Below are 14,357 nucleotides of genomic sequence, written 5' to 3'. Positions count from 1 at the left end.
CTAGAAGAGCTCGCCCAGCAGGCAGCGAGCCGACCCACCGCCGAGCGCCTCGAACGCCGCGAGATCGGTGTGAAGAATCCTCGCGTGCCGCTCGATGATCGCCCGGTCCGGGGCCGGAAATCCGCGGTAGGCTTCCGTGGACATGACCAAGAGTGGCTCGCCCTGGTCGTTCACCAGCGGCAGACAATTTCCACAGAACGCGAGGACCTGGCGCCGGGTGATCGGCAGAATCTCGAACCCGCCGTCCCGAAGGCTGGCCTCGACCGCGGCGCGTTCTGCCATCCCGGCCCGCCCGGTTTCGGTGATCGATTCCAGGCAGATCCCGGCCAGGCCGTGGCCCAGGAACATCATCACATTGGTGTGATAGTAGGGAAGACCCTCGGCGTCCGTTGCGTCGAACGCCACCAGGCGGTAGTCGAGGGACCGGGCCCACTCGCGGGTGAGATCGAAATCGGTCCGGATCGAAATCGCGGCATAGGCCACCCGATTGGTATCGTCCAGGCAGAGGCTCCCGGTGCTTTCGAGGAACGCCCCGGTGGTCTCCCGAGCCGAGAAGTCGATCCGGCGCGGGTACCACTGGCCGAGCATCCGAACCAGTTCCGCCCGTCGTTCGATCCGCCGGCTCGGGGCCATCATCGGGTACAGGACCAGGGTTGCCGGGGTATCGGTCGAGGATTGATGAGTTGAGAACCAGTTGTTGCAGAACGCAGCGTCGGGGGTTTCCCGAAGGCTCCGGACAACCGTGGTCTGAACGCCATGATCGACCAGCAGATTCCGAAGCGCGCGATGTTGCTCGACCGCCTGGGCGGCCAGGATGCCGGCCTCGGTCGAGTCCACGGCGCGTTGGAACGCATTCGACTCGGCGGTCTCGGCGTTGGTTCGGTACTCGTTGGGTGCGACCAACAACACATGCGAAGCGGCCCGGGCGGTCATCGAGGAGACGCTTTCGAGTCGGCGCTCCGGCGGTCGGCGGCCCCCGAGGCGATCCGGGTTGTCGGGTCGATCACGATGCTATGTCCGTCCCCGATTTCCCCACCGATTCGGATCGTATGTCCGAGCGTCTTGAGCGCGGCCACCGTTGATTCAGGAATAGCCCCGGCCTCGAAATCCGCCCGATCCGGGAGCCACTGAGAATGGAACCGGGGTGCGTCGACCGCTTGGCGGGCATCCATGCCAAACGCGGTCACGTTGAGCACGATTTGATGAACCGTGTTGATGATCGTCCGGCCCCCGGGCGAACCGGTCACCAAGACGACCCGGCCACCCCGAGTCACGATGGTCGGGGTCATCGAGGAGAGCATCCGCTTTCCGGGGATGATCAGGTTCGGTGCCGTTCCGATATCGCCGTCGGTCGTCGTGGTTCCGGCCTTCTTGTTGAAATCGCCCATTTCGTTATTCAGCAGGAACCCGGCGCCGTCGACTACCACCCGGGAGCCAAAGCCGCCCTCCAGCGTGAAGGTGTTCGACACGGCGTTCCCGAGCCGGTCGACCACGGAGAAGTGGGTGGTTTCGTTCGGTTCGTCGTCGGCGGTCACCGGAATCCGGCCCTCGGCTAGCGCGACGCTGTTGGTGGCTTGGGTCGTGTCGATCGACCCCGCGAGGGTCCGGGCGTGGGCCTTGCTCGTGAGCCGGGTCACGGGAATGGTGGTGAAATCCGGATCGCCGAGGAACTCGGCCCGATCGAGGTACACCCGCCGCTGGGCCTCGATCATCAAGTGCAGCGTCATCGGCGCGAACCGGGGCCGCTTGGCGATCTCGAAGCGCTCCAGGATATTGAGCATGGCGACCAGGGCCGTGCCGCCGGAACTCGGCGGCGGCATCGAAATGATCTCGTGGCCGAGGAAGGAGCCTCGAACCGGCGGCCGCTCCACCGGCCGGTAGGCCGCAAGGTCCGCTTTCGAGATGATCCCGCCGTGGGCTTCCATCGCGGCCGAGATTTGATCGGCGATCCGGCCGGTGTAGAACGCGTTGGGCCCCTCGGTCGCGATCGATGCGAGCGACCGGGCAAGATCGGGGAGAACCAGGAGGTCGCCGGCCGTCCACTCTCCGCCGCCGGGTTTGCCGTAGGCCAACCCGGTTGAGGGGAACTTGCCGGCCGTCTCCTTGACCAGCCAGTTGAGCGCACCCGCCAAAGAAGGTGAGAGGGGAAAGCCGTCTCGGGCGAGGACCACCGCCGGCATCACCACCTGCTGCCACGGCAGCCGGCCGTATTTCCGGTGGGCCAGGGCCAAGCCCCGCACCGTTCCCGGTACCCCGGGCGCGAGATAGCCCTCCCGGGTCAACGTCCGCTCGATCCGGCCCGAGGCGTTGAGGTACATCGTCCCGGTCGCTCTTAGCGGAGCCCGCTCCCGGTAGTCGATCGTGGTGGCCGTTCCGTTGGCCAGCCGGATGACCATGAAGCCGCCCCCCCCGATGTTCCCGGCACCTGGGTAGGTCACCGCCAGCGCGAACGCCGTCGCGACCGCCGCGTCGACGGCGTTGCCTCCGGCCCGGAGGATGGCTGCGCCGGCGTCGGAGGCCAAGCCGGAGGTCGAGACCACGAGCCCGGTTTTCGAGGAAACGGTCGGAGCCGTGATCTGACCCGGCACGGCGGCCAGCCCAACAACCAGGACGAACCCGGCACAACGAGAAGTATCCATGGGGCGAAGGTTAGACGCCCGAGGCGCGAGCGTCTATTCCCCGTCCGGTTTTCGGGGCTTTCGAGGGTCGGCCGCCCCGTCCATGTCGGCCCATGTTTGCCAATGGGGGCAGTTTGATTCGCCGGGCTTGAGGCGGCCGCGCCAGTGTCCGTGCGGGCAGTCACAGGTTCCGATGGTGGCGTGCCGCGGGGTGTAGACCCGGCCTTCGTCCCGGCCGGCCCTTCGGCCTCCGGTCCAGTGTTGGCAGGTGGCACAATACGGCAAGATGTAGGCGTAGTGGAGCATTGGGGTCCGGTGGTCGAGGCTGCCCCAACGTACTGCGAGGTATCAACGGATTGTCAACCGGGACTCAACGCGCCAATTGGCAACAAGTTGCCCATCGCCTCTGGCGGAACGAAATCGGGGCGGTAGTTTACGACATCCCCAACAACCGACGTTCATGCTCAAAGAACGACGCCGAGGGCGCCCCCCAGCGCCGATAGCCGCCTCATGGAGCCGAGTCACCGCCCGCGTCCGAAGGCTGGTGGACGACGTCCATGATGGCGACCTGGTCGAGGCGTCGGCTCATGCCGGCGTCCCCTATGCGAGCCTCCGGGAAATCCACGCTGGTCGGGCCCGAAAGCCGGGCTCGGCGACGTTGGAACGGCTGGCTAGTGCGTACGGCCTTCCGGTTGAGTGGTTCCTCGATGGCTCCGCGAGTGACGACGGAACGATCCCGGTTGCCGGGTGGGCCGGCTTCCTGCCGGAATCGGGGAGCCCGGGTCGCCGGATCACGGTGCCGCATGCGGCCTGGCCGCTGATTCGAGTTCTAGTCCAGTTGGAGCAACGCCTTCGGGATCTTCCCGCCACGCCCGATCGACCGATCATCGGAGCGACGACCGACCCCCGCGTCATTCGGGCCAAGCTCACCGCCTTCATCTTCCAGCCGTTGTTGGCCGCCACGGCCGTGGGCTGTGATGGTCTCGACGGAACCCCGGGCGATCGCTGGGTGGCGATGCTCCGTGACTTGGGCCGGTTCTGGGAGCGGGCGTTGGGCGGACTCTTTCCTGACTTGATCCCCTCGGGCCCCGGCGTGCCGTTGGGCGGAGCCGCGTGACCCTTCCCTCGCTCCACGAATCACCGTATCAGCGTTTTCTCGGGCTCGAGTTGGTTCGCTCCGAGCCCGGCTTGGTTGAGATCAAACTCCCATTCAAAGATGATTTTCTCCGAGCTGAGGGATCCGATTGGTATCATGGCGGGGTCGTGGCGGCCCTGATCGATATCGCCGGCGACTACGCCCTCTGGACCGAAGTTGGCAACGGGCTCCCGACCATCGACCTCCGGGTGGACTGGCTCCGCCCGGCGCGGCGCGGTGCGCTCTTCGCCATTGGCAAGTCGGTCAAGGTCGGCCGGACCGTCTGCTGTGCGGACATCGAAGTCCGCGATGAGCAGGGCACCCTGGTGGCGGTTGGCCGGGGTACCTATGCTACTCCGAAATAGCCTGCCCTTACCGTTCCGGTCATGACAGAACTCAAGAAATCACTTGGTGGCGTGCAGCTCTTTTCCATCGGGTTTGGCGGCATCGTCGGCGTCGGCTGGATCGTCTACATGGGCCTCTGGTTCACCCAGGCGGGTCCGGTAGGAACGATGCTGGCGTTCCTGGTCGGCGGCCTCCTGATGGCGTTGGTCGGCCTCTGCTATGCCGAGATTGGGGCGATGTACCCGGTGGCCGGTGGCGAGGCGGTCTATGCCTACGGCGCCTTTGGCCGGATCGCGTCGTTCACGGTCGGTTGGGCGTTGGTCCTGATGATGACCGCCGTCGTTCCGTACGTCTCGATCGGGCTCGCCTGGATCTTGGATGCGCTGGTGCCCGGGATCGGGGGTCCGGTGCTCTACTCTTGGCGGGGCCAGCCGATCCACGCACTCGGATTGGTCATTGCCTTGGTCTGGACCGTCTGGCTCGGCGTGCTCAACTACCGGGGGATTCACGGCGCGGCCAAGTTCCAGGACTGGCTCACCTACGGCAAGATCGGCATTTCCGTCCTGTTCTTCGGCGCCGGCATCTTCGGAGGCTCCACTGCGAATCTCGAGCCGATGTTCGTCATGGCCAAGGACGGTACCATCTGGGGCGGTTTCATCGCGGTGCTGGCCACCACGCCGTGGTTCTTCGGCGGGTTTAACGAGATTTCTCAGGTCATGGAAGAGCGCTCCGAGGGAACCTCGACGCGAACCCTGGGCTTGATCGTGGTCCTGAGTATCCTGGCGGCCGCCAGCTTCTACGCGTTGGCGGCCCTGGCGGCCGGCATGGTGGGGCCCTGGCAGCAGATCGTGACGCAGGACCTCCCGGTCGCGGCGGCGTTCCGGATGGCGTTCGGGTCGGAGTTCCTGGCGCGAGTGGTCCTCGTGGCCGGTCTGTTCGGCATCGTGACCGTTGGGAACGGCGCTTCGATCGCCGCCACCCGGCTCCTGTTCGCCCTCGGGCGGGCGCGGATGATCACCCCGGCCTTCACGAAACTCCACCCCGTCTACGGATCGCCCGTGACCGCCATCCTGTTCGTCACGGCCTTCGGCCTGGCTGGCGATTTTCTCGGACGAAGCGGCATCGCGCCGATCGTCAATGTCGGGTCGGCCGCGGCGTGCCTCGCGTATCTGTTTACCTCGCTCGCGGTGTGGAAGCTCCGTCAGACCGAGCCGGAGCGGGCACGCCCGTATCGGATTCCCGCGGGTAGACTCGTGTCGATGCTGGCCGCCATTGGCAGCGTCTTCCTGATGGTGAGCTCGGTTCGGCAGCAATGGCTCGATGCGAAAGGGGGCTTTCCTCTTGAGTGGCTCGTCATGGCCGCGTGGGCGGCCCTCGGCGTGGCCATGTTCCGAGCGGCCGCCCCGGCCCGGGCCGGACTGAGCGAGGGGGCGGAGCGCCGCACGATTATGGGAGACGGGGAGTCGACGTCAGGGGCAACGTCATGAAACGAACGCTGGCACTCCTCCTGGCGCTCGCCGGCTGCAGTCCGACCGGTGACGCGCCGTTCGACCTGGTGATCGTGAACGGGCGGGTCATGGATCCGGCGTCGGGTCTCGATGCCTCCAGGTCGCTCGGCGTCCGCGGCGGTCGGATCGCGGCCATTTCCGAATCACCGTTGGCCGGCGCCGATACGATCGACGCGGCCGGATTGGTCGTCTCACCGGGGTTCATCGATTTGCACTCGCATTCGGTGGCGGCCGACGGGCAGCAATGGCAGGTCCAGGACGGGGTAACCACGGCGCTGGAGTTGGAAGAAGGCTCGTACCCGGTGTCCGAGTGGCTGGCGGGGCTCGAGGGGAAGTCCGTCATCAACTTCGGGGTATCGGCGGGCCATATCCCCGCTCGAATCGCGGTGGTCACCGGTGCCAAGACCTTGGCGGAGGCGGCCGCGGTCCGCCACCAGGGGGAGTTGACCGAGCCACCGGCCTGGTCGCACGGCGCGACGACCGCCGAACATCTCGCGGCGCTGGAGGCGACGGTGGAGCGGGGCCTCGACGCCGGCGGGCTCGGGATCGGATTCGAAGTGAACGAGTCGCCCGGGGCGAGCCGGGAAGAAATCGCCATGCTGTTCCGACTCGCCAAACGGAAGGGCGTGCCGATCTACGCCCACCTGCGGATGATGGGGGTCGATCCGATCAACGGCAGTTTGGCCGGCGTTCAGGAGGTTCTGGCCAATGCCGCGGTAAGCGGGGCGGCCACCCACTTTGTGCATCTCGGCAGCAGCAGCTCGGTCTTTGCCAAGCCCGTGGTCGACATGATCGAAGCCGCCCGGGCGCGGGGTCTCGATGTGACCGGTGAGGTCTATCCCTATACGGCGGCCTCGACCGGGATTCAAACCGGGCTGTTCGACGGCGATTGGCGGGCCCGCCTCGGGATTGACTATGGCGACATCGAATGGCCGGCCACCGGCGAACGGCTGACCGCGGCAACGTTTGCCCGCTATCACCGCGAGGGCGGCTATGCCATCATCCATCTGATGAAGGACGCCAACGTGGATTTCTTGGTCGCCCGGCCCGGGATCATGATCGCCAGCGATGCGATGCCGCTGGTGGAGGGGCGGGGACATCCCCGTGGCGTCGGCACCTTCGCCCGGGTGCTCGGCCGCTATGTCCGAGACAAAAAAGCGGTTGATCTGATGGAGGCGATCCGGAAGATGACCCTCCTCCCCGCCGACCGGGTGGCGGGTGCGGCGCCGGCCATGGCGAAGAAGGGGCGGCTGGCGGTCGGAGCCGATGCCGACATCACGATCTTCGATCCGGCGACGGTCATCGACAACGCCACGTTCGCCAACCCGGGGCAGGCCTCAACCGGAATTCCGTACGTGGTGGTGGCCGGAACGGTCGTCGTCAGGAAGGGGGCGTTGGTCCCCGGGGTTACGCCGGGAAAAGCGATTCGTCGCGAGCCGGCCCAGTGAGCCGCCGGATCCGGCGTTAGGGTGTCCGGGCCGGCAATCATCTACCAGCAGGAGCTCGCTCGGTCGGAGGGGCTTCTTTCCGGGCTGAACCGGCGATTTGCCCGTCTCGGATTCGCTCGGTTGGCCGTGTTCGTCGGCATCATCGCCCTGGCGGCGGTGGCCGTCGCCAACCGGGGCGGGGCCGCCGTGCCGCTCAACGGCGCACTCGTTGCGGGGTTCGTGGGCCTGATCGGGTGGCACGAACGGGTTGCCCGCCGGCGCGAGCGGGCCGAGCGGTCGGTGGCGTATTACCAGTGCGGACTGGCCCGGCTCGAAGACCGTTGGCTCGAAGGCGGCGACCCGGGCGACCGATTCCGCGACGACGCCCACCTCTATGCCACCGACCTCGAAGTGTTTGGCCAGGGCTCCCTCTTTCACTACATCTCGGTGGCCCGCTCGGAGACCGGGGCGTCGATGCTCGCGTCCTGGTTGCTTCAGCCCGCGGATGCCGCGACGATCGGGGCGCGCCATGACGCGGTGCGGGAACTCGCCCAAGACCTGGCTCTCCGCCACGACCTTGCGGTCGCGGCGTCCGCGGCGCGGGGTGCCCTCGACTCGACCGCGCTTCGGGCGTGGTTGGCTGCTCCGCCGGCGGGATTCCCCCCCGGGGTTCGTCCGGCGACGGCCCTCTTGGCCGTGGCGAACGTCGCGACCACCGGCGCCGCGCTCGCGGGTTGGATCCCTGGTTTCGTGGTCCTGGGGTCGTACTTGGTGTCGCTGGCGGTGGTGCGGTTCCAGAGCGTCCGCACCAATCCGGTGCTCCATTCGGTCGAACGCCCGGCCCGTGAACTCAGGGTCCTGGCAGCCCTCCTCAGCCGGGTTGCCGATCACCCGTTCGCGAGCGGCCGGCTGAGACACCTGGCCGGGGCCTGGAGTGGCGCTAGTTCCGCCGTAGCGGAGATCCGGCGGCTCGAGCGCCTGGTCGACCTCCTCGACGCCCGTCGCAATCAGCTCTTCATGCCGGTGGCCGCGCTCACGCTGTTCGGAACCCAGCTTGCGGTCGCGATCGAACGGTGGCGGGCCCGGGTCGGAACTAAGGCCGTCGGCTGGCTCGAGGCCGTCGGCGAGCTCGAAGCCCTCTCGTCGTTCGCCACCCTGGCCTTTGAGCATCCGGCCGACGCGTTTCCGGAAGTCGTGGCCGACGGCGCCTTCGTCGAGACGACCGGTATGGCCCATCCTCTGCTGCCGTCCGACCGCGCGGTCCCTAACGATTTCAATCTCGGCGGCTCCCGCCGGCTGGTGATGGTGAGCGGGTCGAACATGTCGGGGAAGAGCACCTTCCTGAAAGCGATCGGCGCCAATGTAGTGTTGGCCCTTGCCGGCGCTCCGACCCGGTCGACCCGCTTCCGGGTCGGCCAAGTCGCGTTAGGTGCCTCCCTCGTCCTCCGCGAATCCCTCCTGGAAGGCCGGTCTCGCTTCTACGCCGAGGTGCTCCGGCTCAAGGCCATCGTTACCCGGGCCGAGACCGGCGGCCCGGTGCTCTTTCTGCTGGACGAAATGCTGAGCGGTACCAACTCCCACGACCGCGCTATCGGCGCCCGCGGCATTCTCGAGGGCCTCGTGGCTCGTGGCGCTGTCGGGATCGTCACCACCCACGACCTGGCCCTGACCGAGATTGCCAAGTCGATGAAAGCCGCCGCCCTGAATTGTCACTTGGAAGACGAACTGATCGACGGCCAACTCCACTTCGACTACCGGATCAAACCCGGCGTCGTCGAGCGCAGTAACGCCCTCGAACTCATGAAAAGCATCGGTCTGACCTCGGCCCTCGACTCATAAGCCCGAGTGCCGAGCGCCGAGGGTGCCGATGGAGACGTTGGGAAGAACGCCTCCACCGGCGGGGTGGTCGACTTAGAAGCCGATGCGGAGACCTAACGAAATCACCGGGTAGTACTTGAGGTACTGGCGGCTTTCGATGTTCGCCTGGATATCCTGGCGTTCCTGAATCACGTTCTGATCGAAGATCGATTTGGCTTGGCCCGTCAGATTGGTGCTGCCGGCCAACGACACCTCGGGGAAGCCGGAGAACACGAGTCCAAGGTCGAACAACAGGGAGACCCGCCCCCGGCCGCCAAACCCGAGGCCAGCATACGGGGCGTAGCGCCGAGCATAGGACACCCGGCCGGTCAACGAGCCGACGTCGCTGGGCTGATAGGTCTGGGGGCCGATGGTGATCGGGCCGGTCAGTCGGGCCGCGACGGTGCCTTGGTTGGAATTCCAAATCATCCCGCCCGACAGATGCAACGAATTGCCGAACGGATGGAGATCGAGGATCCCCGACCCGCTCTGCAGCTTCAGTGTCATGTCGTACGCGATCCCATCGCCCGTGGCGCTCCGGGTGAAGGTCAGGTAGTTGCCGCCCACCCGAATGCCCAGGTACCGATTGGGTTGCAGCGACAACTCACCGCCGGCCCCGAGGGTGCCGGCGCGAATCGAAAGCCCGACTTGCGCCGAGGCCGCCGGCGCCACCGCCGCAGCCAGTACCAAGCCCAGCCATGCAGTTCGTTTCATGATTCGGTGTTCTCCCTGAAGTCGTCCCCGAGAACCGGTCGGTTCTTGCACCGAGTCTGTGGGCCCGGCTGAGGCTACCGTTCCTCTATGTAGCAATCCAGGGGCCAGAGGCAAGTGACGGCGCTGGAACACATGCCTGCCCGCGAGCCGCAAAATCAGGCTGGTGGGAGGCGGCAATCCTTGCTCGTTGCGGTGAAAATCACTACGGGGGAGTCTCGCTCGGAGCGGGAAGGGAAACCAGCACTGCGGTTATCGCGAGGAGGATGAGACCGACCACGGTTTCGAGGGTGGCTGATCGCGAGATCGGTGCGGGCTGGCCGATTTCGAGGCGGGGCAGGACGATCCGCCAATTGTACGCTCCGGCGGCGGCGATCCCCGCCAGCGCGCCGATCTTGACCAGCAGGACGTTGCCGTAGACGGTGGCGATCAGCGCGTCGAACCCGCCGACATATCGCCAGGCCACCACCAGGCCGCATCCAATCGTCACGATGCCGGCCGGCAGCGCCACGGTTGAGAACGCTCGGACCAAGGGCCCCAGGCGAACCGAGGGATCCGGCCGCCGCAGCACGACCACGAGCATGATGCCTAAGGTGCCGAGCCAGATGGCGCCGGCACCGGCGTGCAACACGGTCAGGGGGTAGCCAAGCCGCCCCGCGGCCGGCAAGCCGATGGCATGGCCGGTGAGCGGCAGGGCGAGCACGAGTCCCACCGCCGAGAGGGCCACCAAGGCGGCAGCGGGCCGCGCCAGCGCCGGCCTCGTCATGGCCCACCAGCCGGTCATGGCGACGAGCGCCACGGTCGCTTGGGCCAACCATCCCTTGCCCCAGGCGCTCGCGATGACCAAACGAATGATCTCCGGTGAGAGCGGTTCGTCGGGTTCGATCATCGAGCGGGATTGCAGATAGAGTTTGCCGAGCAGCGTGAGGGCCAAGACCACCGACGCCATCCGACCCGCCAGAACGCCCCGATCGACAAGGGCCTGCATCGGCACAGCCGCCATCCCCGCAATGCGGGGCGCCAGCCAGAGCCGAAACACCGTGGCGCCGATGACCCCGAACGCGGCGAGGTAACCGAGCCACCGAACGACGGCGTAGGTCACTTCACCGAGAATTTGAAGCTGCCCCGCACGGCATGTCCGTCGGTGCCGGCGGTTCGCCACCGGATCACATAGGCCCCGGCCGGAAGGGCCGTCGGAACCTCACTGACAATCGACTTGGGATCATCGGTTGCCTGAGGCTTCCCGATCTCGATCTTGGTCGAGTCCGGCTTCTGCAGCGTGATGCTGCTGAACTTCGGCTCGACCTTCTCGGCGAACCAAAGCCGAATCGTCTTCGGCGACGCCGGGAGGGCCGCGTCGGCCGCGGGCACGCTCTTGGTTAGCTCATTGTGGAACAGCAGGGCTGGCGCTCCGATGAACGCCACCACACACGCCACCGCACTGAAGGATCGAGTCATCACGGGCCATCCCTGCTCTGAAAGTCGGTACGCCGACCTGAAAGGTATCAGGCCGACGTCCCTCGCGCCGCCTCACCCACCCGGGCGATCCTCGCGGCGTTCGCGATTGGCCCAATGGAAAAACACCACCGCGATGGTCACCCACACGACCGGATCGCCGATCACTTTCATCATCAGCCCGGCGACCTGATGGTCGTACCGAGGTGCCAACGCGGCGGTAACCCGGGGCGCCAACTCGTAGAGCGAGTAGAGCGGGTAGCTCGAAAAGACCAAAAATGCGGCGGGGAGCGTTGCCGGAATCGTCTGAACGAACAGATAGCCCATCTGGACCGGAGGTCCCATCCGAGAGAACGGCGCGGGCGCTATGACCGGCCAATAGAGCAGGCACCCACAGAGCAGCCACAGGAGATCAATCGCGAACGAACCCAATTGCGAGGTCATCAACCCATCCACCACCAGCGGGACGTGGGTGACCAGCATGATGAGGTTGTATCCGAGAAACGCCGGGGCCGGATGAGCGAGGAAACGAAGCCAGTGCGCTGGGCCGACAGGGAGGGCCGAACCCCATTGGGCAAGCCGGGGCCGGAGTCCCAGCAACAACAGGGGCGGAGCGGCCAGCGCGATCAGCATGAACTGTCCGGTGTGGGCGGCGGCGAGGTAGCCGCCGAGCGCGCCGAGGGGATAGTCGAGGGCGATCCACAGCAGAAACAGGCCGAGGCCGAAATGACGAGTTGACGCTCCGCCGGAGCGGCCAAACCGGTAGAACCCGAGGCCGAGCAGGGCGAGGAAGAGCCAGACGCCGGGATACGGCTTCCAAGCCCATGCCCAGGGCACCCCGGTCGCCGAACACCACCACGTCATCGGGCCGGGCCTTTCCATCGTTCCAGTAGCTTGGGCAAGTCGACCGCCCATTGAGCTTGGCGGGTCCCGAATGGATAGCTGATGTGACCTGAGTCGTCCGGTGAATAGACCAGAACCTGGGCGGCATGCGAGACGGCATAACCCCCACTCGGGGTGTCTTCGCGAACCGCCACCCCGATGCCCGCGGCGATTTGGGCCGCCCGCAATGCCTCGGTTGACCCCACCAATCCGATGAGGTGAGGCTCGAAGTTCGCAAGCCACGGCCCGAGGACGGCCGACGAGTCCCGCTCCGGGTCGGTGGTGACGAAGATCGCGTCGATCAGTGCCCGCTCGCTCGACGACAAACCCCGGAGCACCGCGCCGAGATTGGCCATCGTCGCCGGGCAGACGTCAGGGCAGTAGGTGTATCCGAAGAAGAGCAGGGTAAGGCGGCCCGCCGTTCGGGCCCGAAACTCGTAGGGCTCGCCCGCCACCGTGGTCAGACCGAAACTCGGTCGGGGCACCGCGGCTGGGAGCAACGAGCCACCCAAATCACCGGCCAATTCCGGGATGCCGCGGCTCGAGCATCCGATCAACACCGCCGCGGCGAACCACGCCACTCGGAATTTCATCCCCGCCGCCCCGCCCACCAGCCGACCCCTGAGCCGCCCAGCGCGCCCGCGACGACGTCACTGAGAAAGTGCGCCTGGGCAAAGACCCTGGTGAGTCCGCACCCCGCGGCAAGCGCGAGGAGCACCGGTGCGGTCCGCGGGTACCGCCGGCCCAAGGTCGCGGCCCCCGCGAACGCCACCATGACGTGGCTACTCGGCATCCCCAGGTTCTTGGTGCTCAGGGGCGCCGAGGCGAATTCCCCGAAATGATACGAGGCAAAGTCACCATCCGGCCGTTCCCGCCGAATCAGAAGCTTGGCAACCTCGGCCAGGATCCCGCCGACGGCGACGGCCACCAGGATGGCCCGACCGGTTTGGGCCAAGTCGGCGGCGATCTCCGGCCGATCGGTCCCCGCCCGCGATTGCAACCAGAACAGCGCCGCGATCACCAGCCAGGTCGGGGCATAGCCCAGAATCCGGAGCAATCGGCCCCAATCCCGATCGTTGGCCGACGGCAGTCGGAGCGCACTCCCGGCCCATCCGTCGAGCCCGTGCGCGGTGAGCAACAAGGCCAGAGCGACTAGGACCGGGATAAAGCGGATGATCCTGGCCCGGCCAGTCATCGGGGGAGTCCGAGGGCGGCCGCGGCCGCCTCGAGCGCTCTGGCCACGGTCAGGGCGGGCACGTCCACTCCGCCGCCCCCTTGGACGATCCTGGTCCCGCCGCCTTTGCCGCCTCCAACGACCTCGAGTGCGGCCTGCAATGCCGGCCGGAGATCCATGGCCAACTCCTCGGAGCGAGCCAGGACGAACTGAGCCCGGTCGCCACCGGTACCGAGCAAGGCAAGAATGCCGGGGTTGGCCGTTAGGCGGAGACCAAGCCCCTTCAGGTCTTCGACCGCGCGACGATCGAATGCGTGGCGGACGACCCGTCCGCCCTCGTGGTTCGTGGCCTCGGCGAGCAGGGCGGCGGCCTCTCGGTCGAGTTCGCCCTCGTGGTACTTCGCGAGGGCTCGGCGGGCCTCCTGGAGGTCGCCCTGTAACCTCCGGACCGCGTCCGGCAATTCGGGTATCGAACAGGTCAGCGCCGCCGCGAGGTCCGAGGTGATTCGCTGCTTGGCGCCGTAGTCCCGGCGGGCCCGGCCACCGCAATGGAAAGCGACCCGCAGGCCGCCCTTGTATCGCTCACTCTTGATGCAGTGGATCAGCCCGATCTGGGCGGTGCGCGCCACGTGGGTTCCGCCGCACGCCGACCGATCGAAGTCACCGATCGCCACGACCCGGAGAGCCCCATCGACATCGGGCGTCTTCCGGAGCGAGAGGGCGGCCAACTCATCCTCGGCCGGGAACCACGCCCGGATCGCGAGATCCCGCTCAATCACGTCGTTGGCGAGTCCAACCGCCTGCGCCAGCTTTCCCTCGTCCACCCCGAACCTCTCGATGTCGATGGAGACGTAGTCGACGCCAAGGTGGAAGGACACCGTCGGCGCCGCCGCGACCTGAAGAAATGCCTGGGATAGGATGTGCTGCCCTGAATGCTGCTGCATGTGGTCGAACCGACGCTCCCAGTCGATCCGCCCGCCCACGGCTCCCAACCCACCCGCTTCATCGAGGATGTGAAGAACCGCCCCGTCGACCTCCCGAACCACCACCTCAACCACCCGCCGGTCCCCCAGCCAACCCGTGTCGTGCGGCTGCCCCCCCGACGACGGATAGAAGAAGGTCTCGTCAAGCACGATCGCAGGCCGACCACCAACGTCGGTCACCTCGATCACCTTCGCCGAGAATTCAATGCAATAGGAGTCGTCGTAATAGCGGCGGGAAGCCAAAGTATCCTAAGGAAGAAGC

Annotated in this window: 14 protein-coding genes; 5 read left to right on the top strand and 9 right to left on the bottom strand. The window is 66.7% G+C overall.

What is annotated here, in order from left to right; translation table 11 throughout:
• A complete protein-coding gene (locus tag EXR94_00205; GenBank protein ID MSR01158.1) occupies positions 1-933 on the bottom strand; it encodes an amidinotransferase in 933 nt (310 codons plus the stop codon).
• Positions 930-2,639, bottom strand: coding sequence for a gamma-glutamyltransferase (gene ggt, locus EXR94_00200; GenBank protein ID MSR01157.1), 1,710 nt, complete (start codon positions 2,637-2,639; stop codon positions 930-932). Before ggt ends, EXR94_00205 begins: the two co-directional genes overlap by 4 nt.
• Before the next feature lie 523 nt (positions 2,640-3,162).
• On the opposite strand from ggt, the gene EXR94_00195 reads away from it, so the two are divergent.
• Genes EXR94_00195 through EXR94_00175 form a run of 5 tightly spaced genes read left to right on the top strand, consistent with a single transcriptional unit; the run spans position 3,163 to position 8,872 of the window.
• On the top strand, positions 3,163-3,735 hold the full coding sequence (locus tag EXR94_00195; GenBank protein MSR01156.1) for an XRE family transcriptional regulator: 573 nt from the start codon (positions 3,163-3,165) through the stop codon (positions 3,733-3,735).
• Entirely contained in the window at positions 3,732-4,118 is a 387-nt protein-coding gene (locus EXR94_00190; protein MSR01155.1) for a PaaI family thioesterase, read from the top strand. The genes EXR94_00195 and EXR94_00190 overlap by 4 nt, the downstream gene beginning before the upstream one ends.
• Before the next feature lie 21 nt (positions 4,119-4,139).
• On the top strand, positions 4,140-5,585 hold the full coding sequence (locus EXR94_00185) for an APC family permease (GenBank protein MSR01154.1): 1,446 nt from the start codon (positions 4,140-4,142) through the stop codon (positions 5,583-5,585).
• A complete protein-coding gene (locus EXR94_00180; GenBank protein ID MSR01153.1) occupies positions 5,582-7,054 on the top strand; it encodes a D-glutamate deacylase in 1,473 nt (490 codons plus the stop codon). The genes EXR94_00185 and EXR94_00180 overlap by 4 nt, the downstream gene beginning before the upstream one ends.
• A gap of 21 nt (positions 7,055-7,075) precedes the next feature.
• The gene (locus tag EXR94_00175; GenBank protein MSR01152.1) at positions 7,076-8,872 is read left to right on the top strand and encodes a DNA mismatch repair protein MutS; all 1,797 of its coding nucleotides are present in this window, start codon (positions 7,076-7,078) and stop codon (positions 8,870-8,872) included.
• A 72-nt stretch (positions 8,873-8,944) separates the two neighbouring features.
• On the opposite strand, the gene EXR94_00170 is transcribed toward EXR94_00175, so the two are convergent.
• The 7 genes from EXR94_00170 to EXR94_00140 all read right to left on the bottom strand — a co-directional run bounded on the left by EXR94_00170 (position 8,945) and on the right by EXR94_00140 (position 14,338).
• The gene (locus EXR94_00170) at positions 8,945-9,604 is read right to left on the bottom strand and encodes a hypothetical protein (protein ID MSR01151.1); all 660 of its coding nucleotides are present in this window, start codon (positions 9,602-9,604) and stop codon (positions 8,945-8,947) included.
• Positions 9,605-9,806: 202 nt separating this feature from the next.
• Positions 9,807-10,703 carry a hypothetical protein gene (locus EXR94_00165; GenBank protein MSR01150.1) on the bottom strand — a complete coding sequence of 299 codons (897 nt, stop codon included), beginning with the start codon at positions 10,701-10,703 and terminating at the stop codon, positions 9,807-9,809.
• Positions 10,700-11,062 carry a copper resistance protein CopC gene (locus EXR94_00160; GenBank protein ID MSR01149.1) on the bottom strand — a complete coding sequence of 121 codons (363 nt, stop codon included), beginning with the start codon at positions 11,060-11,062 and terminating at the stop codon, positions 10,700-10,702. Before EXR94_00160 ends, EXR94_00165 begins: the two co-directional genes overlap by 4 nt.
• Positions 11,063-11,131: 69 nt before the next feature.
• The gene (locus EXR94_00155; protein MSR01148.1) at positions 11,132-11,971 is read right to left on the bottom strand and encodes a hypothetical protein; all 840 of its coding nucleotides are present in this window, start codon (positions 11,969-11,971) and stop codon (positions 11,132-11,134) included.
• Complete coding sequence (locus tag EXR94_00150; protein ID MSR01147.1) at positions 11,917-12,531, bottom strand: SCO family protein; 615 nt, start codon at positions 12,529-12,531, stop codon at positions 11,917-11,919. The genes EXR94_00155 and EXR94_00150 overlap by 55 nt, the downstream gene beginning before the upstream one ends.
• Positions 12,528-13,133: a phosphatase PAP2 family protein gene (locus EXR94_00145; protein ID MSR01146.1), complete on the bottom strand. Its 606-nt coding sequence runs from the start codon at positions 13,131-13,133 to the stop codon at positions 12,528-12,530. Before EXR94_00145 ends, EXR94_00150 begins: the two co-directional genes overlap by 4 nt.
• Positions 13,130-14,338, bottom strand: a complete 1,209-nt coding sequence (locus EXR94_00140; GenBank protein MSR01145.1) for an alanyl-tRNA editing protein — start codon at positions 14,336-14,338, stop codon at positions 13,130-13,132. Before EXR94_00140 ends, EXR94_00145 begins: the two co-directional genes overlap by 4 nt.
• Positions 14,339-14,357: the final 19 nt, after the last annotated feature.

The sequence above is a fragment of the Gemmatimonadota bacterium genome (genome assembly GCA_009692115.1).
Lineage (GTDB): Bacteria > Gemmatimonadota > Gemmatimonadetes > Gemmatimonadales > GWC2-71-9 > SHZU01.
The sequence above is the reverse complement of the archived record's forward strand: the minus strand, read 5'-3'. Positions and strand labels throughout refer to the sequence as shown.

Bases quoted from the DNA above. Each gene is read 5' to 3' on its own strand.
- EXR94_00205 (MSR01158.1), bottom strand. From the start codon at position 933: ATGACCGCCCGGGCCGCTTCGCATGTGTTGTTGGTCGCACCCAACGAG.
- ggt (MSR01157.1), bottom strand. From the start codon at position 2,639: ATGGATACTTCTCGTTGTGCCGGGTTCGTCCTGGTTGTTGGGCTGGCC.
- EXR94_00185 (MSR01154.1), top strand. From the start codon at position 4,140: ATGACAGAACTCAAGAAATCACTTGGTGGCGTGCAGCTCTTTTCCATC.
- EXR94_00180 (MSR01153.1), top strand. From the start codon at position 5,582: ATGAAACGAACGCTGGCACTCCTCCTGGCGCTCGCCGGCTGCAGTCCG.
- EXR94_00170 (MSR01151.1), bottom strand. From the start codon at position 9,604: ATGAAACGAACTGCATGGCTGGGCTTGGTACTGGCTGCGGCGGTGGCG.
- EXR94_00155 (MSR01148.1), bottom strand. From the start codon at position 11,971: ATGGGCGGTCGACTTGCCCAAGCTACTGGAACGATGGAAAGGCCCGGC.
- EXR94_00150 (MSR01147.1), bottom strand. From the start codon at position 12,531: ATGAAATTCCGAGTGGCGTGGTTCGCCGCGGCGGTGTTGATCGGATGC.
- EXR94_00145 (MSR01146.1), bottom strand. From the start codon at position 13,133: ATGACTGGCCGGGCCAGGATCATCCGCTTTATCCCGGTCCTAGTCGCT.